At 58.6% G+C, this 26,212-nt stretch carries 25 protein-coding genes; 4 read left to right on the forward strand and 21 right to left on the reverse strand.

From position 1 onward, the window contains the following. Positions 1 to 445: 445 nt before the first annotated feature. Positions 446 to 970 (forward strand): hypothetical protein, encoded by a 525-nt coding sequence (locus H6G62_RS08180; RefSeq protein ID WP_190493918.1) that lies wholly within the window; start codon positions 446 to 448, stop codon positions 968 to 970. A 73-nt stretch (positions 971 to 1,043) separates the two neighbouring features. On the opposite strand, the gene H6G62_RS08185 is transcribed toward H6G62_RS08180, so the two are convergent. From H6G62_RS08185 to mutL, 11 genes are all read right to left on the reverse strand, one after another. Next, positions 1,044 to 1,706 carry a biopolymer transporter ExbD gene (locus tag H6G62_RS08185; RefSeq protein ID WP_190493920.1) on the reverse strand — a complete coding sequence of 221 codons (663 nt, stop codon included), beginning with the start codon at positions 1,704 to 1,706 and terminating at the stop codon, positions 1,044 to 1,046. Beyond that, positions 1,703 to 2,428 (reverse strand): MotA/TolQ/ExbB proton channel family protein, encoded by a 726-nt coding sequence (locus H6G62_RS08190; protein WP_190493922.1) that lies wholly within the window; start codon positions 2,426 to 2,428, stop codon positions 1,703 to 1,705. Before H6G62_RS08190 ends, H6G62_RS08185 begins: the two co-directional genes overlap by 4 nt. Positions 2,429 to 2,525: 97 nt before the next feature. Then, entirely contained in the window at positions 2,526 to 3,761 is a 1,236-nt protein-coding gene (gene lpxB, locus H6G62_RS08195) for a lipid-A-disaccharide synthase (protein WP_190493924.1), read from the reverse strand. A 2-nt stretch (positions 3,762 to 3,763) separates the two neighbouring features. After that, the gene (gene lpxA, locus H6G62_RS08200; protein WP_190493926.1) at positions 3,764 to 4,603 is read right to left on the reverse strand and encodes an acyl-ACP--UDP-N-acetylglucosamine O-acyltransferase; all 840 of its coding nucleotides are present in this window, start codon (positions 4,601 to 4,603) and stop codon (positions 3,764 to 3,766) included. Positions 4,604 to 4,671: 68 nt separating this feature from the next. Further along, a complete protein-coding gene (fabZ, locus tag H6G62_RS08205) occupies positions 4,672 to 5,109 on the reverse strand; it encodes a 3-hydroxyacyl-ACP dehydratase FabZ (RefSeq protein ID WP_347239314.1) in 438 nt (145 codons plus the stop codon). Between the two features lie 192 nt (positions 5,110 to 5,301). Beyond that, on the reverse strand, positions 5,302 to 6,246 hold the full coding sequence (gene lpxC, locus H6G62_RS08210; protein ID WP_190493928.1) for a UDP-3-O-acyl-N-acetylglucosamine deacetylase: 945 nt from the start codon (positions 6,244 to 6,246) through the stop codon (positions 5,302 to 5,304). Continuing rightward, positions 6,246 to 8,615, reverse strand: a complete 2,370-nt coding sequence (locus tag H6G62_RS08215; protein WP_242051889.1) for a BamA/TamA family outer membrane protein — start codon at positions 8,613 to 8,615, stop codon at positions 6,246 to 6,248. The genes lpxC and H6G62_RS08215 overlap by 1 nt, the downstream gene beginning before the upstream one ends. Positions 8,616 to 8,770: 155 nt before the next feature. Continuing rightward, positions 8,771 to 9,502 (reverse strand): phosphoribosylaminoimidazolesuccinocarboxamide synthase, encoded by a 732-nt coding sequence (gene purC / locus H6G62_RS08220; protein WP_190493934.1) that lies wholly within the window; start codon positions 9,500 to 9,502, stop codon positions 8,771 to 8,773. Positions 9,503 to 9,564: 62 nt separating this feature from the next. Then, positions 9,565 to 10,266, reverse strand: a complete 702-nt coding sequence (locus tag H6G62_RS08225) for a GvpL/GvpF family gas vesicle protein (RefSeq protein WP_190493936.1) — start codon at positions 10,264 to 10,266, stop codon at positions 9,565 to 9,567. Between the two features lie 25 nt (positions 10,267 to 10,291). After that, positions 10,292 to 10,726, reverse strand: coding sequence for a tellurite resistance TerB family protein (locus tag H6G62_RS08230; protein ID WP_347239312.1), 435 nt, complete (start codon positions 10,724 to 10,726; stop codon positions 10,292 to 10,294). Between the two features lie 288 nt (positions 10,727 to 11,014). Further along, complete coding sequence (gene mutL, locus H6G62_RS08235) at positions 11,015 to 12,889, reverse strand: DNA mismatch repair endonuclease MutL (RefSeq protein WP_190493939.1); 1,875 nt, start codon at positions 12,887 to 12,889, stop codon at positions 11,015 to 11,017. A 289-nt stretch (positions 12,890 to 13,178) separates the two neighbouring features. On the opposite strand from mutL, the gene H6G62_RS08240 reads away from it, so the two are divergent. Next, the gene (locus tag H6G62_RS08240; protein WP_190493941.1) at positions 13,179 to 13,553 is read left to right on the forward strand and encodes a rhodanese-like domain-containing protein; all 375 of its coding nucleotides are present in this window, start codon (positions 13,179 to 13,181) and stop codon (positions 13,551 to 13,553) included. Positions 13,554 to 13,675: 122 nt separating this feature from the next. Here H6G62_RS08240 and H6G62_RS08245 read toward each other — a convergent pair whose 3' ends face one another. Both H6G62_RS08245 and H6G62_RS08250 read right to left on the reverse strand, forming a co-directional pair. Then, on the reverse strand, positions 13,676 to 13,915 hold the full coding sequence (locus tag H6G62_RS08245) for a 2Fe-2S iron-sulfur cluster-binding protein (RefSeq protein WP_199324835.1): 240 nt from the start codon (positions 13,913 to 13,915) through the stop codon (positions 13,676 to 13,678). Positions 13,916 to 13,987: 72 nt separating this feature from the next. Beyond that, complete coding sequence (locus H6G62_RS08250) at positions 13,988 to 14,269, reverse strand: DUF2470 domain-containing protein (RefSeq protein ID WP_190493944.1); 282 nt, start codon at positions 14,267 to 14,269, stop codon at positions 13,988 to 13,990. Between the two features lie 131 nt (positions 14,270 to 14,400). Between H6G62_RS08250 and H6G62_RS27500 the strand changes: the two genes are divergently transcribed. Further along, a complete protein-coding gene (locus H6G62_RS27500; protein ID WP_206755639.1) occupies positions 14,401 to 14,751 on the forward strand; it encodes a hypothetical protein in 351 nt (116 codons plus the stop codon). On the opposite strand, the gene H6G62_RS08260 is transcribed toward H6G62_RS27500, so the two are convergent. Next, positions 14,731 to 16,116, reverse strand: a complete 1,386-nt coding sequence (locus tag H6G62_RS08260) for a cytosine deaminase (protein WP_190493946.1) — start codon at positions 16,114 to 16,116, stop codon at positions 14,731 to 14,733. The two genes, H6G62_RS27500 and H6G62_RS08260, sit on opposite strands and share 21 nt — an antisense overlap. A gap of 468 nt (positions 16,117 to 16,584) precedes the next feature. Further along, positions 16,585 to 17,559, reverse strand: coding sequence for a malate dehydrogenase (mdh, locus tag H6G62_RS08265; protein WP_190493948.1), 975 nt, complete (start codon positions 17,557 to 17,559; stop codon positions 16,585 to 16,587). A 435-nt stretch (positions 17,560 to 17,994) separates the two neighbouring features. Between mdh and H6G62_RS08270 the strand changes: the two genes are divergently transcribed. Continuing rightward, a complete protein-coding gene (locus H6G62_RS08270; protein WP_190493951.1) occupies positions 17,995 to 18,570 on the forward strand; it encodes a hypothetical protein in 576 nt (191 codons plus the stop codon). Between the two features lie 44 nt (positions 18,571 to 18,614). Here H6G62_RS08270 and H6G62_RS08275 read toward each other — a convergent pair whose 3' ends face one another. The 6 genes from H6G62_RS08275 to H6G62_RS08300 all read right to left on the reverse strand — a co-directional run bounded on the left by H6G62_RS08275 (position 18,615) and on the right by H6G62_RS08300 (position 26,121). Beyond that, a complete protein-coding gene (locus tag H6G62_RS08275) occupies positions 18,615 to 20,303 on the reverse strand; it encodes an ATP-binding protein (RefSeq protein ID WP_190493961.1) in 1,689 nt (562 codons plus the stop codon). 275 nt (positions 20,304 to 20,578) lie between these two features. After that, positions 20,579 to 21,850 (reverse strand): SufS family cysteine desulfurase, encoded by a 1,272-nt coding sequence (locus H6G62_RS08280; RefSeq protein WP_190493963.1) that lies wholly within the window; start codon positions 21,848 to 21,850, stop codon positions 20,579 to 20,581. Between the two features lie 120 nt (positions 21,851 to 21,970). Then, on the reverse strand, positions 21,971 to 23,317 hold the full coding sequence (sufD, locus tag H6G62_RS08285) for a Fe-S cluster assembly protein SufD (protein WP_190493965.1): 1,347 nt from the start codon (positions 23,315 to 23,317) through the stop codon (positions 21,971 to 21,973). Beyond that, the gene (gene sufC, locus H6G62_RS08290; RefSeq protein ID WP_190494059.1) at positions 23,317 to 24,105 is read right to left on the reverse strand and encodes a Fe-S cluster assembly ATPase SufC; all 789 of its coding nucleotides are present in this window, start codon (positions 24,103 to 24,105) and stop codon (positions 23,317 to 23,319) included. Before sufC ends, sufD begins: the two co-directional genes overlap by 1 nt. A gap of 157 nt (positions 24,106 to 24,262) precedes the next feature. Next, entirely contained in the window at positions 24,263 to 25,699 is a 1,437-nt protein-coding gene (sufB, locus tag H6G62_RS08295) for a Fe-S cluster assembly protein SufB (RefSeq protein WP_190493968.1), read from the reverse strand. 59 nt (positions 25,700 to 25,758) lie between these two features. Continuing rightward, entirely contained in the window at positions 25,759 to 26,121 is a 363-nt protein-coding gene (locus H6G62_RS08300) for a ferredoxin-thioredoxin reductase catalytic domain-containing protein (protein WP_190493970.1), read from the reverse strand. Between the last annotated feature and the right edge of the window lie 91 nt (positions 26,122 to 26,212).

Below are 26,212 nucleotides of genomic sequence, written 5' to 3' on the forward strand. Positions count from 1 at the left end.
CTGACTTGAACAAAATTGAGAAGTTTTGGGCACGGATCAAGCACTACGTGCGAAAGACCTTGCACCAGTTTGACACCTTGTGGGATGCCCTCGACAATGCCTTCCGCGTATTGTCCTAACCTGCCTGCGGGCTGCTATATCAGCCGACCTTGCCAGGGATTGATCCCCCCTAGCCCCTTTGAAAAGGGGGGAACTAGAATCAACGTCCCCGTACGTAGCAGCCCCATGGGAGCGGGACTGGGGGAGAGGGCTGATCTTGAACCAGCTCTGAAAATCATCCGAGAAATAGCGGCGGGGATCAAAGGACAGCCAGTAGACTTAACGATAGATGCCTAAACGCTGGCTTCAAAGGTTGCCTTAAAACGCTGGCCTACCATGGCTACCTTTGTTATTGATCCTATCATTGCCCCCATGGAAAGCCCCAGGGCTTTCGCGGTCGCCGCCTATGCAAGAACGTCCCCCCTATCCGCCTCACCCCCTGGCCTCCCTCAGCCAGACGGAAATCGAGCGCGTGGAGGAGGTGATGCGACTGCTGGAGAATTTGATTCAGCGAGAGGAAGCCACCGCCCAATCTATCCTCGACTGCCTCTACGATGTGGGTTCGATGCGGCTGATTGATCAGCGGGTGCCCATTGCCATATTGCGCTGGCCCCTGAAGGGGATTGCCCGCCTCAGTAAACCGATTTTTCGGGTGTTTGCCCTGCGCTGGTTTCGCCGCAACTGCCCCTGGCTCATTACCCGCTGGCTGTTTAACCTGCTGCGGTTTGATGGCCCGCCGCTGATTGAGGGGGATGCCCCGGATGAGGTAATCGATGTTGCCCCTATTCCTGTGGCCTTGCCCCCCCGCATCGAAGCACCGCTGCTAGAACGACAGGCGGCGGAAATTAACGCCCTGCGGGGCCGAGTGGGCTGGCTGACCACGGTGGTTGTCGTGCTATTGATTCTGGGGGGGATGAACTGGCTGGGCTAGGCTAACCCGTTCACCTCTGATATCCCAATTCCCCAATGCGCTAATACTCCGGCGAGGGCAGGCGAGGTAACCGCTAATCGGAGATCGGGCCATCGGAGGGTAAATTCGATGGGGGCGGGGAAGACAAGCGTCCCTCGGAGGGGTTGAAGGGCAGACTGGGGCTAGGTAGACCGTCCAAATTGTCCAAACCCTCGGAGGGGCCAAAGTCAGGGATGTCTAGGCTGGGCGTGCTATCGAGGGGAGATTCTTGGGGTGGTAGTCCCGGAAATGGGTTCGTGGTGGCATTGGGATCACTGAGGTCAATATCCCTGGGCAACGTGGCCAGGGCCACCCGATCTCCCCCCACGGAACGCAGCACATCCAGTACCGTCACCACATCTTCGTAGCGAGCATCGCGGGAGGCGTAGAGCACCATCAATCCGCCCGGATTCACCTGGTTGAACTGCACCAGTACGTCGTAGAGCAGATCGATGCTGACGGGCTGCTGGTCGAGATACACCTGGCCCAGGTTATCCACGCTGACGTAGAGGCGATCACTGATGCCGCCTTGGCCTACCTGACCTGGTAGGGGCTGTCCCGTTTGGGCCGAGGGCAGATCTAGGTCAATGGCTTGCTGACGGGTGAGCCCCACCGCCGCCAGGATAAAAAAGGTCAGGATGCAGAAGATCACATCGATGAGCGGGATGATCTCTAGTCGCACATCCTCCTTCGGGGTATCGAGCAGATCGACCTTCATAGGGTGGGGATCTCCGTGGGGGTAGTGGGTTCAGCCCCCGCATCGGTCGCGGGAGATTGGGGGACATCCGCTATTGGCCCTAGGCTGTGTACCTTGCCCTGGGCCCAGCTTTGGCGGTAGAGCAGTTCTAGCTCACTGCCCGCCTGTCGAAACATCTTGGCTTGGCCAAAAATAAAGCCCTGGAACAACCGATAAAAGGCGAGGCTAATGATGGCAATAATAAGACCAGCGGCAGTACTAATCAGCGCCTCACTAATGCCTAGGGAGGTGCCAGCGGTGGCATCGCCGCTGCCCAGGTCGCTAATTTGGATGGATCCTAGGGAGTTGATCAGGCCCAGCACCGTGCCCAGTAGCCCCAGCAGCGGTGAAAGAGCAATCACGGCCTCAAGGATTTTGTCGCCCTTGCCCATGGTCGCCAGTTCCTCGTTGGCAGCGGTTTCTAGGGCCAGCCGAAACACCTCTGGGTCAGGGGATTGCAGATTGAGGGCGGAGGACAAAAACCGCCCCATGGGCAAAGGGCTCGATCGTTTGGCAATGTCGGCGGCGGCCAACCAATCCCGTTGCGCCGCTTCGATGACCCGTCCCGAAACCTCTCGCTCACGGGTTAGGATCCGGGACCAAAACCAGATCCGCTCTAGAATCGTGCCCACCGCCAGAATCGACAGCAGCAGCAGCGGCCACATGGCAATGCCGCCCCGTTCAAATAACTCCGGTATACTCACACAGTTCTCCTCTCACCACGGTGTCCATGGCCTTCTCACCCGGTTGGCGAGAAAGCATACCAATTGTAGTGAAGATGGGGGCGTTTCAACAGAACCTCTATTCCCGCGACCCTACCCCAGGCGATCCAACCATGGAGAGTTGATCCAAAATCAGCCCAGCCGCCCGCCGACAGGCTCCAGGGTGGCCTAGGGTGTGGCGCAGGGTGGCATAGCCCGCCAGCATAGTTTGGCGGCTGGTGGGGTTTTGTAGTAAATCGAGGGCCGCCGTTGCTAGGGCTTCTGGGGTGGCTTCCCACTGCAAAAACTCCGGCACAATACGTTGGTTCACCGCTAGATTTACGGGCGACACGTAGGGCAACCTAAAGTTGAGCCCATAGTAGGCAATGCGAGCGCTGATGGGGTTGATGCGGTAGGCCACCACCTGGGGTACGTTCATCAGGGCCACTTCCAGGTTGGCGGTGCCGGATTTGGTCAGGGCCACATCGGCGGCGGCGATGGCGTCGGTGGGCTGGTAATCGGCGGTTGGGATGACCAGACGCCCCCGCAGCCCCGCCTGGGTGAAGGCATGATCAAAGCGGGGTTGCAGTTCCGCCGCCGAAACAGGGATTAAAAACAGGGCATCGGGGAGTTGCTGCTGAAGGATCTGGGCCGCCTGGATCAGCGTGGGCAGCAAATACTTCACCTCCTGGCGACGGGAGGCGGGCAGTAGGGTGATCACGGTTTGGTCAGCGGTTAGCCCTAGCCGTTGGCGGGCCTCCCGTTGATCGGGCGGGGTCGGGTAGCGATCCACCAGGGGATGCCCCACCCAGGTCACCTTAGCCCCAAAATGCTGATAGTACTCGGCCTCGGCCTGAAAAATCGCCAGCATCTGGTCGCTGTAGCTCACCAGTTTGTGGGTGTCTTTTTCGGAAAAAGCCCACACCCACTGCTGGGGCGCGATGTAATAGGTAATCGGCACCCGGGGCAGGTAATCCTGCAAAAAACGCCCCATTTCCATATTTGGCCCCATATAGTCCAGCAATACCACCGCATCGGGGGGGTGGGCTAGGATCGCTTGTTTTGCCTGTCGTTGTAGCCGCAGGGTGGGCAGGAGGTAGGGTAGGGCTTCAAAGATGCCGATGGATCCAATACCTGTGGTATCCCCCACGAGGGCCACCCCGGCTCGTTCCATGCGTGGCCCCCCCAGACCCGTGATCGCCAGGGCGATGCCCCGTTCTGCCGCCTCCAGGTGCAGGGCTTCAGCGAGGATGGCCCCCTGCAAATCGCCGGAGACCTCCCCGGTGCTGATGAAAATTTGCCGGGGGGAGCCTGCCGCTATGGTCGGATCACCCATACCTAGTCTGCCTCGATAGATCGACTGGGGCGTTTGCGGCTGGGGGTTGGCCCCCGGCGGTTGGGCTGCTGGGAGGAATCGCGCAGGAATTGCCTAAAGTGGCCCACAAGCACGTTCTCTTCCCAGGGCTCTAACTGGCTCAGTGCCTCGGCCATGGAGTGACTGGAACGGTAGACCATCCGGTAAGCCTGTTTCAGTTGGCGGTAGTCCTGGCCATGGTTTTGGTCGGCCAGTCCGGCCCGCTGCAAGCCCACCTGGTTCAGCCCTCGCACTAGGGCCGGGTTCCCGTTCACCATGGTAAACGGGGGCACATCGCGGTCAATGCGGCTGAGCCCGCCAATGTAGGCATAGCGGCCAATGTGAACAAACTGATGGATGCCCACCAAGCCACTAATTCGCGCCCAGGACTCGATATAAACATGCCCCGCCAGGGCGACGGAATTGGCAATCACCACCTGGTCTTCCACGATGCAGTTGTGGGCCACATGGGAATAGGCCATCAGCAGATTGTGGTGTCCTAAACGGGTGACCGCATCCGCTGTGGTGGGGCGGTTGATGGTGACGCATTCGCGGATCAGGTTGTGGTCGCCAATTTCCACCGAGGTGATCTCCCCGGCATACTTCAAATCCTGGGGTTCTAGGCCAATAGCGGCTCCAGGGAAAATGCGGTTGTGCGCCCCTAGGGTGGTGTGGCCATCAATCACCACATGGGCTCCAATCTCGGAGCCGGGGCCAATGGTGACCTGCTCGCCAATCACCGCGTAGGGGCCGACCTTGACACTGGGATGAAGGCTGGCCCCGCTGTGAATCACGGCGGTTGGGTGAATCAGAGTAGTAGTCAACGACTTGCCTCCAGAAGCCAGCACTTGAGATACAACGGTACGGTCATCGATGCTCTGTCCGGGTTACGCTAGCGATCCACTACAGAAAACATCAGTTCCCCCTCACAGGCCAGTTGGCCGTCTACCTCGGCCCGCCCCCGCATTTTGCCAAACCGCATTCGCTTAATCGCCAACAGTTCCACGGTCATAATCAACTGATCCCCAGGCACCACCGGGCGACGAAATCGCACCTTGTCAATCCCGGCAAACACGCACAGCCCTTCTACCCCTTCAATTTGGCTCAACACCACGCCGCCCACCTGGGCCATCGCCTCCACAATCAGCACTCCCGGCATCAGGGGATGTCCAGGGAAATGTCCCTGGAAGTGGGGCTCGTTGAAGGTGACGTTTTTAATCCCCGTGGCCTGTTTCCCCGGCACATAGTCGATAATCCGATCCACCAGGGCAAAGGGGTAGCGGTGGGGCAGCAGGGCGTGGATTTCCTCGGCGGCATAGGTGGTTTTCACCCCAGCGGCATTCTGTGCCTCGGTCTTGGGGGCTGGGGAGGGGGACGGTAGGGGACTAGGGGAAGTGGCTTCAATCACGGTGATGTCGATACGCTCCTATCAGCAAAGGGGCCGTCTCTAGGCCACAGTCAATGGTGCCCAAGCGACGTTGGGGGTGGTGTCAAACAGGCCCACAGCCTTTTAATTCTGTCACTATACCGCCCCTAGGGGACATTCCAGGGCTGAACTCTGGATTGCCTTGGCGAGGGCGACATGGAGGCGATGGCTGGCTTTGTACGCGACCACATGGGCCTGGGGCAAGCGGCCTAGCAGTCCCAAATCCCCCACTAAATCCAGCAGTTTGTGGCGCACGGGTTCTTGCTCAAACCGTAGGGGCGGATTTACCCAACCCTCGTGGCTGCACACCAAGGCGTTCTCTAAACTGCCACCTTGAATTAACCCCTGACGCTGGAGCGCCTCGATTTGGTGGGCTAGGCCAAAGGTACGGGCCGGGGCAATAGCCTCGGCAAATCCCTCTGGGGCCAGGGGATCGGCGGTGGGTTGCCAGCTAAACCACTGGTGACCAATCGCGGCGACCTCAAAATCAATGCCATAGGTGAGACGGGGGGCGGCGGCGGGAAAGGCCGCTATCCAAGCATCGCCCTGCTGAAGGGTGATGGGTTGGGCCAGGGTCAAGGGGGCGATAGGTTCCCCCTGAATCGCCAGACCCGCCTCCCGAATCGCCTCCACCCAGCCCAGGGCCGATCCATCCAGCAGGGGCACCTCTGGGCCGTCTAGGTCAATGTAGAGGTGATCTACCCCCAGCCCCACCAGGGCCGCTAGCAGATGCTCCACCGTGCGCACGGTGGCCTCCCCCCGCCGCAGTTCCGTGGACAGTAGGGTTTGATCCACCGCCGCCAACTGGGCCGGAATGTGGGGCTGACCGGGGAGATCTTGGCGGATGAAAACTCGCCCGGTTTGGGCTGGGGCTGGGCGCAGGGTAACGGTGGTGACCACACCGGAATGGAGACCGACCCCTCGCCGCTGCACCGCTGCGGCGAGGGTGGCCGTTACGGGGCTGAGAGCATTCTGGTGAGCGGTTAATCCGGCTTGGTCTGGGGTAACGCCCAGAGCCGCAAGGGGGTTAGTGCTGACCATTAGAACCGCTCCCCAATGCCAAAGTGGATGCGGCCTTCGCCACTGTCGCTAAAGCCGTAGTCAATGCGCAGGGGGCCAAGGGGGGTTTGCACCCTTGCCCCTAAGCCATAGCCAAAGCCGCTACCTGGCTTGCCCCGCGATGGCCCCGGTGCTCCGATGATGGCGTTACCACTGCCCAGATCAGACCCGGCATCGAAGAACAGCGCCCCGCCCAGGAAAGAGAACAGGGGGAACCGATACTCCGCCGTGAATTGGGCATAGCTGCGCCCCCCGCCCACGTCTCCTTCTTCATAGCCTCGGATGGAGTTGGTACCACCCAAGGCAAAGGCTTCGTAGGGAGGGGCATCACCGAGGATGGTACCCAATTGAAAATTAAAGGCCAGCGCCTGAGGCCCGTCATTGAAGCGGATCCAACTGACTGGAATATATTGGCTATAGCTGCCTTGGAGGCGATTCATAAAAATGCTGCCCCTGCCCAGGGGCACAGACTGCTCGCTGTTTAGGCGCAAAATGTTGCCCCTGGTGGGGTTAAAGGGATCGTTGCGTCGGTCTAGGGTCGCGCTCACCGGGAATGTCCACAGAAAATCTGTGCCAGTACCGCTGAGGGTGAGGGGGTTGCCCGCTGCGTCCACGGTATTAATCGTCCCATCGGCATCACGAGCAGAGACGACCTGAGCGCGGGTACCCACGGCCACCGTCCAGCCAGCCTCTAGGGGGCGGCTAAAGGTCACCCCGGTTCCCAATCGTCGAATCCGTACCCGATCACCATTGGGTAGGTCAATGGGGGTGGGGCCACCATCAAAGTTGAGGTTGATGGCCCGTCGGGCAAAGGCGTTGGCGGTGTAGGAGGTACGGTAGGGGTCGCCCGCAATCCAGGGATCGGTGAAGGACACATCGAACAGCAAATCCCGTGTACTCACCTGGGCTTCGGCGCTGAGCTTTTGGTTGTTACCGCCAAAGTTATCCTGGCGGTAGCTGACGGTGCCGAAAATATCCCCTGTGAAGTTGAAGCCTAGGCCCGCCGCCACCGATCCAGTGCTGCGTTCGGTCACGTTGACGATCAGTTTCACCTGGCGGGGGTTGTCATCCCCTGGTTCTAGACCGGGCGTCACGTCCTCAAAAATTTGTAGTCCAAACACCCGCTGAAAGTCGCGCTCAATCTGGGCTTGATTAAACACATCCCCCGGCTGGGTCTGAAACTCGCGGGTAATGATGTAGGCATGGGTGCGGCCCTGTAGGGGGTTGCCCTCCTCGTCCACCGACTCACCCTCATCATTGAAGAACCGGACTTCAATGGACTCCACCACGCCCTCGGCCACCTCCAGGGTGACCACGCCATCGTCGGAAACACGGGGGGCCGCCACGACCTGAGCCAGCACATAGCCGTTGTTTTGGTACCACTGATTCAGTTCCAGAATGCCGTCCTGAAAGGTCAGGAGGTTGATGATCTCACCCTTTTGATCGGCAAAAATCTCATCTACCACAGTTTGCGGCAGAACGTCGTTGCCCGTGACCTGCACATCGCTGAGGACGGGGTTGGGCTGGGCCAAAAAGGTGACGCGCACGCCCAGGTCGGTGTCTTCGGGGCGGGCATCCACATCCGCAAAAAATCCGGTCGCAAAAATACTGTTAATGTCCTGCTGAAGCTGGGTACGGGTGGTGGTTCGTCCGGCACGGGTTTCGATGACGCTGTAGACCAAATTCACCAAGTCCGGCGTTAGGTCTCCCTCAGGAGCCTCCACCAGCACCTCGGCCACCAACACCCTCGGTTCTTCGGGTTCAGCGGCGGCGGGGGGCGTTTCGGGTTCAGTTACCTCTGCCTCTGGGGCGTCCGTATCTTGACCCTCTACGGGTTCAGGGGTAGGCGGCGGTGAACCCTGGGGCTGGCTGCGCCGCTCCACAGCTCCATCTAAAATCCGCTGAGTTTCCTCTGGGCTAATCTCACGGGGGCCAGATTGGCTCAGGGCCGTACCGTCAGAGTCGGAGGACTCAGCCAGGTCAGAGGGCTCAGCCATCGGGGATCCCCCCTGCAAGCTGGGGCTTTGGCTGAGATCGAGGGTGGGCTGGGGATAGTCAGTGGCCACATCCACCGGGGTGTTGGGGCGGAACGCTTCCACCATCGCCTGCACATCCTCCGTCACCGTGTTAACGGGCACCGGGGGAGTCGTCTCCGGTAGCCCCACAGGCAACGGGGTATCCGTGGCCGGAACCACGGCTTGGGGGGCCGGGGGCCGGAGGGTCTCGGCGGATAGGGCCGCTGGGGGCAAGATCTCCACCGCCTCAGCTTCCACCGCAGGGGACTCCGCTAGACCAGGATTGGCCTGGGCCGACGAAGCCAACAGCCCCACTAGCCCGGACGCGGTCAGCAACGCTAAAAACCTAGGAGATACCTGCATCCAATCACACCTACTAACAACATCCACACATCACACACGCCGATTCCTTGCCGAATCGAGACAGCAATACCTTGGCCCTTGGACACCTCAGCCCAATGGTCGGACAAATTCTACCGCATTGATGGATTTCAATGTTGACTGGCCTGTGCCATTACTCGCTCTAGCACACGCTGGTAGGCTTGTTCCACCTGCCCTAGATCCTGGCGAAAGCGATCCTTATCCATCACCCGCTGGGTTTCGTCCTGGGTGGATTGATCCCACAGGCGGCAGGTATCGGGGCTGATTTCATCCCCCAGCAGAATACGCTGATCGGCATCGAGGCCAAATTCCAGCTTGAAATCCACCAGAGTAATGGCGCAACTGGCAAAGAACGCGGTCAGAATTTGGTTAATGTGTTCGGCTTGACGACGCAGGGTTTCAATCTGTTCCTCGGTAGCCAGGGCCATCAGCCGCATTCGGTCGGGGGTGAGCAGGGGGTCGCCGAGGTCGTCGTTTTTATAGTAGAACTCCACCAGGGGCGGGTTGATCACTTGGCCCAGGGGCAACCCTGTCTGGCGGCAGAGGCTCCCGGCAGCGATATTTCGCACCACTACCTCCAGGGGAATAATAGTCAGCGCCTTCACCCGCATTTCCCGGTCGCTGGTGGTCTCTAGCCAGTGGGTCGGCACCCCCGCCGCTTCTAGCTGCTGAAAAAGGTAGGTGGAAATGGCGCAGTTAATCTTGCCCTTATCGGCAATTTGCCCCCGTTTTTGGGCGTTGAAGGCAGTGGCGTCGTCTTTAAAGTAGGTCAGCAACACCGCCGAATCGTCGGTGGTGTAGATAATTTTGGCTTTGCCTTCGTAGAGTTTTTCGCCAGCCATGGTGCAAGGGGCATAAAGGGGCGTTCCTATCTTACAAGATGCGGTTCGCCCCCCTGGAACCGTTAAACAAAGTGGTAAGGCGGTAGGGGGGCGCTGAGGTGAATCTGCCAGTGGGGGGCTTGGGCCTGCCACTGGGTCAGGGCTTGGGCTAAGGCGTCCTGCTGCGACCGGGACAGGAGCAGATACACCTTGGTTTCGGGGTTGCCATCATCCACGACCGAGTTGCCGTAGGCGGCGGCGATGGCCTGGATCAGCCCTTGCCGTTCCTCCTGCTGCTGTTGTTGGGCCTCGGTGAGCGCCTGGAGACTTTGCTTCTTGGCCAAAAAATAGTCTCGCCCCTTCAGTCCCTCCGGCAGCGGCGGCGGGCTGAGATCGGTGGGTATGAGCTTAATCTGGTATTCGGCTCGGTCGGCGAGGTCGGCAAACTTGGCTTGGTAGGTGGCTTGTTCCTGGCTTAGGTAGGCTTCCAGATATTCGAGGGCGGGAAATTGGGTGCCAAACCGCAGCGGCAGTAGGGGGGCTTGCTGAAACAGGTGGCACAGCACCCGGTCGTGGCTCAGCACCGCCGTTAGCAGTCGCGGATGATCGGCCTGGATCACCTCTAGGTCAATATCGGTTTCCACAAAGGCCGCCAGATCGCCCACCGACACTAGGGATATTTGGCCCTCAATGCCGGGAGGAAGATCCAGCGGTTGATCCGGGCTCAGGCAGAGGCCATAGACATAGAGAGGGGATCTGGGGCTGGGGGAGGACGGCTTGGCCATGGGGTTTCGGGAGATACAACCGGACTTAGCCTCGGTTTTTGATAGTCATCACCTGCACAATTTGCAGGGCCGTATCGCCGGGAATTTCGAGAATGCGGTAGAGATCGTCCAGAAACGCCTGCTCCTGGGGGGTCACGGTGCGATCCGACAGCACCAAATCCGTGGCGATGGCAAAGGCGGTTTCTCGCAAATCTGAGGGTAGAGCCACCTTGGCCTGATCCACCAAGGCCGCTGGCCCCTGCTCCTTCAGGCGCATCAACAAACTGTCAAACAGACGATGCAGCATGTCCTCTGGGTAGCCCTGAAAGAGGTGCATCCGCGACAGCATCATGGTCATGTCTTGGCCCTCCTGGTCGGCTAGGTAGCCATCGGCAGCAATGGCCACCAGGGCAATGCTGGCAATGGCTTCAGCCGCACCCATCAGTTGAGGACTGTCCGTTTCGCCGTCGGATGTAAACACTTTATCAAATAGCCCCATGATGGCCTCGCTAGTCGTCCGTAGTTCAATCTTGCCTCAGATTGTGGGCTTCGTAACCAAGACTTGCGGAGTTGTTACAGCCCAGCCACCTGGGTGTGATCGATCTCACTGCCCGCCGTGACAAGGCTCCTGGGCATTTCCACCGCTTGTATAGATACTAAGGAAGACTCAACATTAACCGAGTCATCTACAGGGAACACACAACGAATCGGCAAGCCCTCCGGGGAATGTCGATTTTTTTTGCCTAGTTTTTTATCTAGATCGCCCGGTTTAGCCCAACCCATGGCTTTTGCCAATCACCCAGTGGCGGCGGAAAAAGCGGGCCAAGCTGGTTTCGGTAAGGGTGAGGCAGATCGGGCGTCCGTGGGGGCAGGTGCGAGGGTGGCGAGTGCGCTGCCAGTCGTTTAGGAGCGTCTGCATCTCTGGCAGACTGAGGGGGGTGCCGTTGCGTAGGGCGGTGCGACAGGCTACGGCCACCAGGGCCGCATCAAAATTTTGTCCCCGGCTCAGTTCCATCAACGCCTCAGCTAGATCGGGCCGATCCTTGAGGGGGGCGGGGGCTTGGCGAATGGCCCAGCGCTGGGGGCCAAAGGGGTCCACAGTGATGCCAATCCGCTGAAGTTGTTCCCGTTGCTCTTCGCCCAAACCCTCCAACACCACGGGGTGATCCAGCGACACCACCGACCATCGATCCTGAAGCCGCTCGTACAGCACCCGCTCATGGGCAATGTGCTGCTCAATCACACAGAGGCCATCCCCCTGTTCCGCTACGATGTAGCGCCCTTGTACCTGGGCCACCGCCGTCAGGCCCATTCCCAGCGGCCTCGCCTCCGGTAGGGGATCGGATAGATTCACCCCCGGATAGACACCCGACTCGATCCTAGGCGCTGGATCCCCTGCCGTCCTGGTCTCTGTTGCAATGTCTAACCCAGGCCTTGCCCCCGCCGTGACCCCATAGCCCCCTCCGGCCTCGGCGGCTTTGACCAACTGGATCACCCGTGGGTTGCCCTCGGTGATAGGGCTGTGGCCTAACAAAGCCCGGATACAGGCTTGCCCCTGGGCAATCCAGTCCTCTAAATGGTGAAGATACAGGGTGGATTTATCGGGGCTGCGATGCCAGTCGATGGCCTGGGGCGGTAGGGACAGGTGCAGAAAACAAAGGGGAAACCGATGGCGAGGCAGGGTGTGTCGAAAGGCGTGGATGAGGCCCTGCTCTAAATCGGGCAGGGTAATGACACGACCATTGACCGCCACCTTCACCCAGTCGGGACGAGCCCGGTGGCAGCGGTCGGGCAGGCCAATCACAGCATAGATACTAAATGACGATTCGGGGGATGGTTCGGGGGATGGTTCGGGCGACGGTTCGGGCGACGGTTCGGGCGATAGATTGGATGAAATGCCTAGATGGATCGATGGATGGAGCGATGGAGGGGAAACAGTGAATACCCCAGACGTGGTAAGTTCCCGTAAATCTTCCTCCGCCACCCCATGCAATCGTTGTGGAATAATCGCCTTGGCGGTTGACCCAGGGGCGATGGTAAACCAGGAGCGGTCGTTGGTTTGGGCGGTCCAGGTAATCCCTGGATGGCAGAGGGCGAGATCCTGAATCACCCCCTGCACGGCCCGGAGTTGGCGGCTGGGAGCGGGCAACCCCTGGCGGCGGGAAGGCCACCGGGCAAACAAATCCGCCACGGTGGCAATGGTGCCCGGTGCCATGGCTATGGGCTGAGAAGACAGGGGGGCTCCGGTGCGGGCATAGGTCACCGCCCACCCCTGATCGGCGAAGGCTGGACGGCTGCATAGGGTGAGAACGCCCACCTGGGTCAAGCTGTAGAGTGCCTGCCCCCGAAAGCCCAAACTCTTCACCTGCCAAAGATCCTGGGGATGGTGAATCTTGCTGGTGCTGTGGGCCATCGCCGCCCAGGGGAGAGAATGTTCCCCAATGCCCCGGCCATTGTCCACCACCTGCACCCGCCCCAGATCCGGCCAAAGCTGCACCGTAATTCGGTTCGCCTGGGCATCGATAGCGTTTTCCACCAGTTCGCGCACTACCGCCGCCAGGGAATCCACCACCTGCCCCGCCGCCATCTGGGCCACCATGGCCTCCGGCAGGGGACGAATGGCCTCTGGCTCGTGACCTGCCATTGGGTTAGCGCTAGAACTCAACCAATCCGCGATAATGGCTGCCTCACCATGAACATAACTGGGCAGGGGTACCCTAGGCCAAAGCCAAGTCCCAGCCTGTATTCACCATTATGACCCCATACCCTCAGTAGGCTGAACCTAGGGAAATAGATCGCGTCAAACGTGAAAATTCTCAATCCATCCGCACAGCCAAATCCGCATCATGTCCAGCTTTGTTAACAAAAGTTTGCAGAGAGTGGTGAGGCTTGTTACATTGCAAGGGACAGATGTTCTCCACCTCCTCAACACCATGAACTTGTTTAGCTGGTTCCCCAAGCCCTCTCCCCTGCGGCCCGAGTCCCGTGTTTACGACCTGAAGGAACGCCTCGACTGGGGCGAACCCGCCCTCTCCATTGTGGATATCCGCAACCGAGCCGACTTCAGCGCTAGCCACATCACAGGGGCCATTTCCATCCCCGCCCACCAGCTCCTCGAAACCGCCCACCGCTGCTTCGAGATCGACCGCGATCTCTATATCTACGGCATCACTGACGAGGAAGCGAGCGTCGCTGCGGAACAACTGCGGACGGCTGGGTATACATCGGTATCGGTTCTGCGGGGTGGCGTTTCGGCCTGGAAAGCCGCCGGATTCCCCGTCGAAGCGATTCCTCAGATGGTCGCTTAAGTCCGCCAATCACCTCAATCCTCAAGACTCCTAAGGGGTGCATTCGCTCAGCAATGCACTCTTTTTTTAGGTATGCCAACCTCCGAAAGCCGCAGTATACTCGCCGCCATCGATGGGGCTGGCTACCAAGTTGGGTCAACATAGAGGTTAATCACCACCGGATTGACCCCTGGGGGCACTGCCGAAATACAGGCACAGATGGGATCAGTGGATCCCTCTAGTTCCACTTCGCAGGCGTGGCACGATCCCATCAGGCAACCCGTGGGGATGGTGATTCCGGCCCGATGGGCCACCTGCAACAGGGGTTCACCTACCTCGGCGGTGATTGTGATGTCGTCGGGCAAAAACTGCACTGTCACCATAATCCTGTCAGGTCACCAATCCTGTACTGCCACCAATCCTTGTACCGTCTACCAATCTTGTACCGTCACAGCCTAGGCCGAGGCTGACCGAGCCTTGAGCATGGCCACCAGGGTGTGGTGGGCGTCTTCGGCCCCAGCTAGGGTATGGTCGAAGGCCACGCGCACCGATTGGGGCTGATTGTCTACCGTGGCTGTGAGATCCATGCCTTCGGGGTCAATGGCATTGAGGATGGCGGCGGTGGCACTGGGCAAGTTGCCGTAGGTGGTGGCGTAGAACAACACGGCTTCCGCATGGTCTTTGTTCATATGCTTGCAAATACGGTCGCTCACGGCGGCGGTAATGGGCTCGGCCATAGGAAATCTCGTAAACTACATCAACACAGGATAATGTAGCGCACCCCCTTCCCGCGATGACACCCAACCCTTCCCCCCAGGCCCAGCACCCCTGGCCCACAGGATACTTGTTCCAAAGCCCTGGAGCCCACTTGACCTACCGGGTGGTTGGCCCCTGCTGTCGGTTGTTTGACCGCGAGCAGTTGCCCTGGCCCTGCTGCCGGATTCAGTGGCGAGGTAAGGAACCCAGTTGGCGGCGTGTCGGCAAGCGCCTGGTGCCCGATCTCGCCACCCGCAAATCTCCCTCCTACTGTGTGGAAATTGTCGGTCAGGGCTACCATACTCAGCCCTTCGTAACCACCCTCTACACCGCTCAGTTCGATGCCGCCACCCGCAACTGGTGGTACACCAAAACCGCCCATCTCACCCATGGGGAAGATCGGGTTACAGGCAATCCCCCCCGTCAGGCTGAAGCGGTGGGCCTATCCCATCCCTCGTCCTGATAGAACCTCGTCGAGTTCGGCATAGTCGGGCAGGGTGCGGTCAATAGCAACTCCATGGCGCAGTACCACGCGGTCGCTCTGGGGGCGAGAGAGTAATTCATTCAGGCTACGGGCCTTGAACAGCACTAAATCCGCTGCTTGACCGACTCCAATTTGCCCGCCCTGGGGCAGGCCAAGGATACGGGCGGGGGTGGTGGTGACGGCCTGGGGCCAGGTGCCAAAGGGGGCGTCTAATTGGCCTAGACGTACGCCCTGGTTAAACACCTCCAGCATGTCGTGGTCGCCGTAGGCAAAGAAGGGATCGCGGCAGTTGTCGCTGGCGAGGGCAACGGGCACCCCGGCCTGGGCCAGTTCCGGCAGCAGGGTTACGCCTCGGTAGCGGGGCATTCGTCCGGCCTGACGATCCTGCAAATAGGCGTTGCACAGGGGCAAGCTGATGACCGCCATGTCGGCCTGCTTCACGAGGGCTAGGGTTTGTGCTACCTGGTCTTCGGGTTGCACCGAGAGGCTACAGGCATGGCCACAGGTTACCTGGCCGCTAAAGTTGTGGCGCAGTTTAGCCTCGGCCATCCAGCGCAGCCCTTTGGCCTCTGGGTCAAGGCTTTCGTCTACGTGGACATCCAAATCTAGCCCCCGTTCCTGGGCCAGACGAAAGGCGGCATCAATCCGCTCTCTCAGCCGAGGTTGGGGATACAGAACGCCCCCCAGTAGGCCACCATACTGGGCAACCCGATCCGCCAATTCTGCCGCTATCGGGGTCTCGTAGACCTCCATCCCAACTAGGGCTACGGCTTGCAGGGTCAGGCGTCCGGCCCATTGGCGACGTAGGTCATCCAACACCGCCCAGCTTAGCTCGCCCTGGGGGCCAAGGCTGTCTAGGTGGGTGCGAAGGGCTTGGGTGCCGTGGGCGTAGCTACAGCGCAGGGCAAAGTCCATCCGTTGCTGCAACTCCGCCGCCGACCAGCGAGGATAGTCCTGCCGCACTGCCGTGATCGCTGCGCCAAAGGTGCCGTCGGGGTTGGCCTGTCGGGGCCAAATGTGGGCCTTGTCGAGGTGGGTATGGCTGTCTACAAAGCAAGGCCACACGAGCCCCTGGCGCAAATCCCAGGTGAGGGCTTCCTCCGGCACGGGCTGGCTGGCTGGGATAATCGCCCCAATCTGCCCCTGGCGCACCTCCAGATGGGCGGCGACGAGTTCCTCCCGCCAGGGGGGAACAGCGAGGGAGGGGATCGGTATTTTCCAGGAGACCGATCTATCCAAACAGCAGAGAGGAATACGGATATGGGTTAGCCAGTAGCGATCTGGGGTCGATAGACCATCGGCAGGCGGGCTACCCGTAGGAAGAAAATCAGGCAATCGGGTCATGAATCGGCCCAGGGGAGAGGGGTGTGGCCGATGAGACGACCACAGCAATCACTGTAGCGTGATCGATATCACACCGACTCGTGAGCAGGGTTACGTCTAGGGCACGATGGGATCACCAAGGGGAGGCCAACCGGTCACCTCACCCCCCTTGACATAGGAGTAATTTAAACATAAGGACATAATGTTTTCCGTTCCCATTTTGGGAATGTTAATAGAATAGGGTGTTTCTACTCTTAGTCTGCGAGGTAAACCCCATGGTTAGCAACACAACCTTTCACATTTTCTGGCAATCCGGCGTTTCCGTCTTTGGATTCCTACTGCTGGTTATCCTGCTCGCCTAGGTTATCCCCTGGGATAGCGATTGGCTGAGATACGTCCGTTCCTCCTAACGGCAACCCAATTAACGGCAACAAGGCTGATTCCAGAACACCGCCCCCCTTTGTCATACCCAAGGTTTCAGCTCACCACCTAGGTCAATAGCAACGCTAGAGCTTGGTTCAAGCTCTGTTTCACCGATGCCGCCGAGCGCATTAACGCGTCCTGTTCCGCTGGTGTTAAGGCGGCGAGTTCGATAATCCGCTCTACCCCGCCCTTACCCAACTGGCAGGGCACACCTAAATACACATCCTCTAGGCCATACTGCCCCGTCAAATAGGCCGCCGTGGGAAGAATGCGGGACTGACCCAACACAATGGATTCAACCATGGCGCAGGTAGCGGCGGCTGGAGCATAGTAAGCTCCCCCCTGTTTGAGCAGGGACACGATCTCGGCTCCACCGTGGCGGGTGCGGTCAATGGCAGCTTGGATGCGGTCAGGGGGCAACAGTTCCGTGACCGGAATACCGCTCACCGTGGAGTAGCTGGGTAAGGGCACCATCAGATCGCCGTGGCTACCCAACACCATCGCCGCCACATCCCCAGCCGGAACCCCCAGTTCCGCCGCCAAAAAGGTTTGAAACCGAGCGGAATCTAGCACCCCCGCCATGCCCATCACCCGCTGGGGCGGCAGACCACTCACCTTCCAAGCCAAATAGGTCATCACATCCAAGGGATTGGTGACCATAATTAGACTGGCGTGGGGAGAATAGACGAGGGATTGGCGCACCACCTCTGCCACGATGTTGCCGTTAGTGGTCAGCAAATCCTCACGGCTCATGCCGGGGCGGCGGGGTAGCCCAGCGGTAATGACCAGCAGGTCGGAGTTGGCGGTGTCGGCATAGTCGTTGGTGCCTCGAATGGTGTGGCCATAGCGCCCGTGGCTACGGGCCTGGTTGAGGTCGAGGGCCAGCCCTTGGGGTCGGTCGGCAATCACATCAAACAACACCACATTGGCCAGGTCGCGCTGGGCGATGCATTGGGCCAAGGCGCTACCCACATGGCCAGCCCCAACGATGGTGACTTGGCTTTCATTACAGTAGGCAAGGGAGGGAAGAGAGGTCGCCACGAGAGATGCCCATTAGGACTATGCCTCTATTGTCTTTACGGCCATAGGGAACTGTCTCGTAGTTGTTGATATTCTTAATCTTCTTAGGTTTCCCTTGATCCCTGTCGTTTTCAGGCGCTAAGCCATCCAGTCAAAGTCTAAGTCATTGAAAACTAAAGATTAACTTAAGCATTGTCAGACGTCGCAATCTCAGTAATTTTTCGCAGATGATTTTGCCGATCACATAGTGAGCCATCTCACGCTAAATTTCCCTTGCGCTCTCTGCGGTTTGTCTTGATTAAGTCGTGTTGTTCAAGCCTCCCAAGTCTTGCTACCCTGATTGCCTGACACATCTCTAGAGTAGGTTGGGTGCAGCAAAGCGGAACCCAACACTTGCCGAGGACTTCAGGCTGATATAGTTAACCCGTACACCTATGCTAAGTTGGTAGCGAGTACATGGAAGCAGTCCCAACACTGTATCAAGGTCGGCAATACAGATCACGCCTTGAAGCTCGCTGGGCGGCAATGTTTGACCTGCTTCAATGGCGCGTTGAGTATGAGCCTATTGATTTTGAAGGCTGGATTCCAGACTTTGTTATTAGCGAGGCTAAAGAGGTTTTTGTTGAAGTCAAGCCTGTTTCCACTTTCCCTGCACAAGCAGCGGAGAAGATTAGAAAGTCAGGCTGTTGCCAAGAAGTACTTATCGTCGGATATAGCGTTCCCATTGAAGATCAGTACCTCGGTTGGCTTCGACATGCAGGAGAAGAGGAGGATACATGGGAGTGGGGAGAGGCGGCATTGGGAGTTTGGAAAGGCACTGAAAGTGCTTCCAGAAGAGGTCGAATCAATATAGGCAATCAAGAAAACTTGATCGGATTCTGTCATGCCACAGGGAGTTTCCACGATAGGATTACAGGCTTCTATGATGGTGGATCGTACGGCTCAGGGCATGATACTGATGTATTGGCGACAATCAGAAGCTACTGGCAAGAGGCTGGAAATTTAGTTCAGTGGCGTCGTCCACATCGGTAGAATAGTCTGCCAAAGAGGCATAGAGGCTTCCTCCACCTCCCATCTTACTCAATGCTAATTCCGCCAAAGGTTTCGGCGGCTTTGCCCGGTTTGGCCAGGGGCGCTTTTTCCATTTGGCGGGCCTGTTTGCGGTGAGCTTGAAAATAGCCTAGCCATGCTGCCGGGGCATCCATGGTTTCGCCGCCGTGCTTGGTTTTGCGCTGGCGAACCTGGCAAAGGACGGGGGTGTTCACACAAGCCCCTGACACAATCACCTGGCCCTTGGTGAGGGCGGGCAGTTCTTGCAGTAGGTCGCGTCCAGCGGCCTCTACGCCGTACTTCAGGCTTTCCTGGTCTACAGGGTTGACAATCCGCATCAGAAACTGGCTCATGCACTGGGAGAGCACGTCAGAATCGAGCTTGCCGGGACGCTGGGTAATCAGGCCCACACCCATGCCAAATTTGCGTCCTTCGCTGAGGATGGTTCGCAGAATTTGCTTGCAGCGGGAGGGTTCGTGACCAGGGGCAAAACGGTGGGCCTCTTCAATCAAAATAAAGACGGGATAGGGTAGATAGTTTTCGTCGTCGGGGGCGATTTTGTCCTTGGCGGTGTTCATGCGGGCCTGGTAGCTTTGGCGCAGCACCGCCGCACAGATCACCTGCTGTTCTTCCTGGCTAATTTCGTTCATTTGCAGCACGGTCACTTGGCCGGGGGCAAACAAATCCTTCGGGGCAAGGTGCTGCATTCGATGGAAGTAATCCGACCGTTCTAGCTTGCCCAATTTCCACTCTAGAGCGGGAGCAGAGGAACCCGTTTTTTCGTTGCCCTCGTCGTCGGTGCTGCGGTCAGATTCGTAGCAGGCGGCGATCAAATCCTGTACATCCCAGCGGTGGTCGCCCAGCTTGTGCTTGCCCAGCAGACTAAAGGCTTTGTTGAGGATGGCCTGCTGACGGTCGCTCATGTCGGGCAGCAGGGTCAAAATATCGTAGTAATCCAGGGAGGACATACGAATGCGGATGTCGTCGGGGGTGAGGATTTTCACTGCTGGGCTGTAGCCGTCGTCCGCCGCAAAGGCCGGGTGGCCGCGCATATCCGTCAGGGTGCCGTACTCGCCGTGGGGGTCAAAAATGAGCACCGCCGCCCGGTTGTAGGGACTCATCAGTTCTTCGATCAACACCCCCGCCGTGTAGGATTTGCCGGAACCCGTCCCCGCCAAGATGGCCATGTGGGTGCTCACTAGTTCCTTCACATCCAGGGCCACGGGCACCCGTCCACCGGGCCGCAGCAGCAGCGAACCAATGTGGGCAGAACCCGCCGCCTGGGGCTGCTTTTTGTTGATGATCTGCTGCAAACTGGCGTCGTCCGCCAGGTACACCTTTGCGCCCGGATCGGGGGCCATGCGGGGGTTAATGAAGCCCAGGGCCGGATGGAAATAGCCCACCACATCCACGGTCACCTCATAGACTTCCGGGTTGGGATGGGCAAACCCCACCAGGGCGGCGATAGCCTCCGGGTTGATGTCCGGGTCGGCAAACAGACGGTCGGGCAGGTGATCAATCAGCGTTAGGGCCGAAATTTTGCCCAAAATCTCCGCCTGGGGCACATCCACCACATCCACCCGATAGTAGACAAACTCGCCAATCTTCACCTGGCGATGGTCGGCGGTGATGAATAGGTATTGGTTGCCCGTCTCCCCTGGCCCTTTCACCGTGCCAATTACCGGAAGCTCTGGGGATTTGGGTTTGGGTGCCATCGAAACGTCCTGCTCCAAGCGTGTCGTCCCAGCCGCCATCGCCGCAAACGCCCACGATCCACGGCTGAAGCTCTTGCCAAAAGTCTAGCACCCTTCTTCTAGATCACTAGTATGGGTACCTAAACACCCAAGACCTGTCATCCAATAAGCTCAAGCCCTTGTTTTGCTATCACCATCCCCATAGAACAAGGGACTTGGGCTCAGCCCCTTGGCCTGGGCAGCTAGAGTGTTGAGAAATCGTTCATTTCATCCAATTAACCCATTCATGACACGCCCTAATCCTCGTCCTCAAAAATGCCTCGGAAAAATTCCAGCGTGTCTTTAAGCGCGGCAATAAAGGCGTCGATTTCGGCCTTGGTGTTGTAGAAATAGAGGCTGGCGCGGGCGGTGGAATCGACCCCCAGCAAACGGTGCAAGGGCTGGGTGCAGTGGTGGCCAGAGCGAATGGCGATACCCGACTGATCCAGCAGCGTCGCTAAATCCTGAGCGTGGACTCCGTCAATGGTGAACGTCGCCAATGCCGCACGACCGCTGCCGTCAGCCTTGGGATTGGGGCCATAGAGCTTGATTTCGGGGATAGCCTGGATTTGTTTGTAGAGGTAGGCCGTCAGTTCGTGCTCATAGGCGGCGATTTTGTCCATCCCGACGGAGGCTAAATAATCCACGGCAGCACCGAGGGCGATGGCTTCGGCAATGGCTGGGGTGCCTGCTTCAAACTTGTGGGGCAGGTCGGCGTAGGTGGAGTGGTCGAAGTACACATCGGCAATCATTTCGCCACCGCCCAGGAAGGGGGGCATCTCCTGAAGCAGGGCTAGCTTGCCGTACAAAAAGCCGATGCCTGTGGGGCCGCACATTTTATGGCCAGAGGCCACGAACCAGTCGCAGTCCATCGCCTGCATATTCAGGGGCAGGTGGGGCGCACTCTGGCAGCCGTCGATCAGCACCTTGGCTCCGTGGCGGTGGGCCAGGGCGATGATCTCCTCCACCGGGTTAATGCAGCCCAGGGCGTTGGAAACGTGATTCACCGCCACTAGGCGAGTCTTGTCGCCCACCAGGGAACGGTACTGTTCCAGGTCAAAGGCGTGATCCTCGGCTAGGCCCACAAACTTCAGAACGGCCCCCGTCCGTTGGGCCACAAACTGCCAGGGCACCAGGTTGCTGTGGTGCTCCATCACCGAGAGGATGATTTCGTCCCCCGGCTTCAGGGCGCTCATCCCCCAAGAGTAGGCGACGAGGTTAATCGCCTCGCTGGCGTTGCGGGTAAAGACAATCTCATCGCGGCTGGCGGCGTTGACAAAGGCCGCAACCTTATCCCGTGCCCCCTCGTAGGCATCCGTCGCCCGCGCACTGAGGGCGTGAATCCCCCGGTGAACGTTGGCGTTATCGAGCTGGTAGTAGTGGTTCAGCGCCTCCAGCACCGCCCTCGGCTTTTGGGAGGTGGCCGCATTGTCGAGATACACCAGCGGGTGATCGTTCACCTCCTGATGCAGAATCGGGAAGTCGGCACGAACCTTAGCAGCCAGGGAAAGTTCTTGGGCGACGGTCATGGGAGGGCGGGGGGTAATGGGTGGGTGGGCTATCCGACTTCCCTCTCCCCATGGGAGAGGGGTTGGGGGTGAGGGCCGATAGGCTGGGGGTGTAGCTCGCTTCCCGTAAGGGTGGGCCATCTACGTCCATTGGGTAATCCGCTGGGCCAGGTTGGCTCGCAGTGATTCTAACGGGATCCGGTCTAGGATTTCCATGGCGAAGGCATAGATCAGCAACCGCTGGGCCTGGTTGGCACTAATACCGCGACTTTGCAGATAGAAAATCTCGTCGGCCTGAAGCTGGCTGACGGTGGCTCCGTGGGCGCATTTCACGTCGTCGGCCACAATTTCGAGCTGGGGTTTGGTGTCTACCCTAGCTTTGTCCGACAGCAGCAGATTACGGTTGAGCTGGCTGGCGTTGGTTTGCTGGGCCTTTTGGGCCACCACCACTCGACCGTTAAAGACGCTGTGGGCCTTGCCGTCCACGATAGCCTTGTGCTGCTGCTCTACAGTGCCGCGGGGATAGCTGAGGGCTACCAAGCTGTGGGTGTCGGCGTGCTGGGTGTCGGTGATAGCCCCCAGGCCGTAGAGCTTGGTGGTGGTTTGCTCCCCGGTTTGGTAGGTTTCCCAGTTGTGGCGGGCCAGCTTGGCCCCAAAGTCTGCCGCTGTGCCGATGTACTGGCTGTCGCGGGCCTGGGTAACAACCGTTTTGCCGATGTGGTAGGTGCCTGCGCCCTCCCGCTGAATGCGGCTGTGGGTGAGTTGGGCGTTGGCATCTAGCCAGATTTCGGTAACGGCATTGGTGAGGTTGAGGTTGTCCCCATCTCCCCAAAAGTCTTCTACGAGGGTCAGCGCACTGCCCGTTTCGGCAACGACCAAGCAACGGGGTTGAGCCAAGGTGTCTTGGCCTTGGTGGACGTAGAGAATCTGCACCGGGGTATCGACCACCACGTTGCGGGGCAGATAAATCAACACCGCATCCTGAAAGCCTACGGTGTTGAGGGCCGTAAACACCTCGTGGCCTCCGCTGGCTTGGCCGAGTCGGTTTTGCACCTTGGCCATCAGGTCAAAATTTTGCCCCAATTGGCGCAGGCTACCAACCGTTGCAGCCTCCGGCAGTTGCTCCAGTTGAGATAGTTCGGCGTTGAAAATGCCGTTGACCACAACAATTTGTGCCCCCGTGGTTTCGGGTAGGCGCAGAGGATTGATAGCTGTTTCTGTGACGGTCGAGGATTCCGCTGCGGCAAAGTTCACCGACAGCAGAGCCGACAGATCCGTAAAGCGCCAATCTTCCTGACGGGTAGAGGGGAAGGTTTCTTCCTTCAGCAGGGCTTCGGCGCGGGTGCGGAGATCGGCCAGGGCGAGGTCGGCGGGGACGGCAGCTTTAGCGGTGGCGATCAGCGCCTTGAGGTAGGCATATCGCTGTTCGGTCAGGCTGGTCGAGGTAGGGATACTCAGAGTTGCGTTGAGATCAGAAGAATTTGACATTACGCCACAGCCTCCGCACGATGTTCGGCCAAAATCCACTCATAGCCGCGAGATTCCAGTTCTAGGGCCAGTTCTTTGCTGCCCGTAGTGATGATGCGGCCCTCGGCCATCACATGGACGTAGTCGGGCACGATGTAGTCGAGCAGCCGCTGGTAGTGGGTGATCAGCACCACGGCATTGTCGGGGGTGGTGAGTTGGTTCACGCCGTTGGCTACGATTTTTAGGGCGTCGATGTCTAGGCCAGAATCGGTTTCGTCCAAAATCGCCAGGGCGGGTTCTAGTAGCGCCATTTGCAGGATTTCGTTACGCTTTTTTTCGCCGCCAGAGAAGCCTTCGTTGACGCTGCGATCCAGGAAAGAAGCGTCCATCTTCACCACCGACAGCCGCTCGTCCAGCAGATCGTCGAAGTCGAATACATCGATTTCCTCTTCGCCCCTAGCTTTGCGGTGGGCATTGTAGGCGACCCGCAAAAAGTCGCGGTTGCTGACACCGGGAATTTCTAGGGGATACTGAAAGGCCAAAAACACCCCAGCGGTGGCCCGTTCGTGGGGTTCTAGTTCTAGGATATTTTCGCCCTTGAAACTTACTTCCCCAGCGGTGACTTCGTAGTCGGGATGGCCCGCCAACACCTTAGAAAAGGTGCTTTTGCCGGAACCGTTGAGGCCCATGATGGCATGGATTTCTCCGGCCCGTACCTCCAGGTTGAGTCCCTTGAGAATTTCGGTGCCGTCCACATTGGCATAGAGGTTTTTGACGGAAAGAATGATCTCGCTGTTTTCGTTAATCATGGTGTTGGGGTGATTGGGCAATATCCGGTAGGCTTCAGGGCAAAAAATAATCGGCAATATCGTTGATTCGTAGGGTGCATTCGCGAAGCAATACACCATCCCCGGTGTTTTCTCGACAGGGCCAAGGGGGATGGTGGGCAGTGCCCACCCTACGGGTTTACCCGACGCTGTTTTCGAGTTTGAGAGCCAGCAGCTTATCGGCTTCGGCGGCGAATTCCATCGGCAGTTTGTTGAACACATCGCGACAGAAACCGCTGATGATCATCGACACCGCATCTTCGGGAGAAATGCCCCGCTGGGCGAAGTAGAAGAGCTGATCTTCCCCAATTTTGGAGGTAGAGGCTTCGTGCTCAACCTGGGCGGTGCTGTTTTGCACCTGGATGTAGGGGAAGGTGTTGGCGCTGGAGGTGTCGCCGATCAGCATGGAGTCGCACTGGGAATAGTTGCGGGATCCTTCGGCCTTGGGGCCAATTTTCACTAGGCCGCGATAGCTATTTTTCGACTTGGCGGCGGAAATACCCTTAGAAACGATGGTGCTCTTGGTGTTTTTGCCTACATGCACCATCTTGGTTCCGGTATCGGCCTGTTGCAGGTTGTTGGTGAGGGCCACGGAGTAGAACTCGCCTACAGAGCCTTCGCCCACCAGCACGCAACTGGGGTATTTCCAGGTGATGGCGGAACCGGTTTCTACTTGAGTCCAGGAAATTTTGGAGTTTTTCCCGGCGCAGAGGCCGCGCTTGGTGACGAAGTTGTAGATGCCGCCCTTGCCGTTTTCGTCTCCGGCGTACCAGTTTTGCACCGTCGAATAGTTGATGGTGGCGTTGTCGAGGGCGACCAGTTCCACGATGGCGGCATGGAGCTGGTTGCTGTCGTACATGGGGGCGGTGCAGCCCTCCAGGTAGGTGACGGAACTGCCAGATTCCGCCACGATCAGCGTGCGCTCGAACTGGCCAGAGTCGCCGTTGTTGATGCGGAAGTAGGTGGACAAATCCATCGGGCAGACGGTGTCTTTGGGAATGTAGACAAAAGAGCCGTCGCTAAACACCGCCGAATTTAGGGCCGCGAAGTAGTTGTCGCCGATGGGCACCACGCTACCGAGGTACTTTTCTACCAGTTCCGGGTGTTCCTGAATGGCTTCGGAGATAGAGCAGAAAATTACCCCCACCTCGGCCAGCTTTTCTTTAAAGGTGGTGGCCACAGAAACGCTGTCAAAAATGGCATCCACCGCCACGTTGGCCAAGCGCTTTTGTTCCGACAGAGGAATCCCCAGCTTCTCAAAGGTGTCCAGCAGGGTGGGATCGACCTCATCCAGGCTGCCCTTCTTTTCTTTAACCTTGGGAGCCGAGTAATAAATGATGTTCTGGTAGTCGATGGGCGGATAGCTGACGTTGGGCCACACGGGTTCCTGCATCGTCAGCCATTTGCGGTAGGCCTTGAGGCGAAACTCCAGCATGAATTCCGGCTCGTTTTTCTTGGCCGAAATCAGCCGCACCACGTCCTCACTGAGGCCACGGGGGATAACATCGGCCTCGATGTCGGTGGTGAACCCGTACTTATAGGGCTGGCTAACGAGGGACTGAACAGAAGCACTCATAGACTCGACTCTCTGGACGGCGGCTCGGTCAACGGAGATTGGGCTGGCTGAGATTGGGCTTACTGATATTTGCTGGTTTCGGCGCGGATGGTCTCCACGGAAATCTCCTGCTGATCGCCAGCAAAGGGGTTGTCGGGGGTGAGGAAGAGCATACAGTGACACTCCTTGCGCTCCTGCATGGGCACACAGGGGCAGTTCCAGTAGATGGACTTCACCTCGGCCTCTTTGTCTTCGTAGTGGCGACAGGGACACAGGGGGGAACCCAGGTCATCCTTGTGCTTGGCCAAACCCTCCAGCACCACCGCCGTCACGCCGGGATCCGCACAGAAGTAGGTGCCCGTGCGCTTGGCGTAGCTTTGGGCAAAGCTTCGCATCATTTCGAGGTTTTTGTCGGAGGCTTGGGTGGGAGGGGTGACAGTCATCGCAGAACAAAGATATGGCTACACAGCCCAATCATTCTATACAATTAAAGCAACATTTAGGTTGTCTAACTCAATCTTAGATTAGTTTAGC

The organism is Phormidium sp. FACHB-1136 (assembly GCF_014697375.1).
Lineage (GTDB): Bacteria > Cyanobacteriota > Cyanobacteriia > Phormidesmidales > Phormidesmidaceae > Nodosilinea.

Bases quoted from the DNA above. Each gene is read 5' to 3' on its own strand.
- H6G62_RS08180 (WP_190493918.1), top strand. From the start codon at position 446: ATGCAAGAACGTCCCCCCTATCCGCCTCACCCCCTGGCCTCCCTCAGC.
- H6G62_RS08185 (WP_190493920.1), bottom strand. From the start codon at position 1,706: ATGAAGGTCGATCTGCTCGATACCCCGAAGGAGGATGTGCGACTAGAG.
- lpxB (WP_190493924.1), bottom strand. From the start codon at position 3,761: ATGGGTGATCCGACCATAGCGGCAGGCTCCCCCCGGCAAATTTTCATC.
- lpxC (WP_190493928.1), bottom strand. From the start codon at position 6,246: ATGGTCAGCACTAACCCCCTTGCGGCTCTGGGCGTTACCCCAGACCAA.
- purC (WP_190493934.1), bottom strand. From the start codon at position 9,502: ATGGCTGGCGAAAAACTCTACGAAGGCAAAGCCAAAATTATCTACACC.
- H6G62_RS08225 (WP_190493936.1), bottom strand. From the start codon at position 10,266: ATGGCCAAGCCGTCCTCCCCCAGCCCCAGATCCCCTCTCTATGTCTAT.
- mutL (WP_190493939.1), bottom strand. From the start codon at position 12,889: ATGGCAGGTCACGAGCCAGAGGCCATTCGTCCCCTGCCGGAGGCCATG.
- H6G62_RS08240 (WP_190493941.1), top strand. From the start codon at position 13,179: ATGAACTTGTTTAGCTGGTTCCCCAAGCCCTCTCCCCTGCGGCCCGAG.
- H6G62_RS08245 (WP_199324835.1), bottom strand. From the start codon at position 13,915: ATGGTGACAGTGCAGTTTTTGCCCGACGACATCACAATCACCGCCGAG.
- H6G62_RS08250 (WP_190493944.1), bottom strand. From the start codon at position 14,269: ATGGCCGAGCCCATTACCGCCGCCGTGAGCGACCGTATTTGCAAGCAT.
- H6G62_RS08260 (WP_190493946.1), bottom strand. From the start codon at position 16,116: ATGACCCGATTGCCTGATTTTCTTCCTACGGGTAGCCCGCCTGCCGAT.
- H6G62_RS08270 (WP_190493951.1), top strand. From the start codon at position 17,995: ATGGAAGCAGTCCCAACACTGTATCAAGGTCGGCAATACAGATCACGC.
- H6G62_RS08275 (WP_190493961.1), bottom strand. From the start codon at position 20,303: ATGGCACCCAAACCCAAATCCCCAGAGCTTCCGGTAATTGGCACGGTG.
- H6G62_RS08280 (WP_190493963.1), bottom strand. From the start codon at position 21,850: ATGACCGTCGCCCAAGAACTTTCCCTGGCTGCTAAGGTTCGTGCCGAC.
- sufD (WP_190493965.1), bottom strand. From the start codon at position 23,317: ATGTCAAATTCTTCTGATCTCAACGCAACTCTGAGTATCCCTACCTCG.
- sufC (WP_190494059.1), bottom strand. From the start codon at position 24,105: ATGATTAACGAAAACAGCGAGATCATTCTTTCCGTCAAAAACCTCTAT.
- sufB (WP_190493968.1), bottom strand. From the start codon at position 25,699: ATGAGTGCTTCTGTTCAGTCCCTCGTTAGCCAGCCCTATAAGTACGGG.
- H6G62_RS08300 (WP_190493970.1), bottom strand. From the start codon at position 26,121: ATGACTGTCACCCCTCCCACCCAAGCCTCCGACAAAAACCTCGAAATG.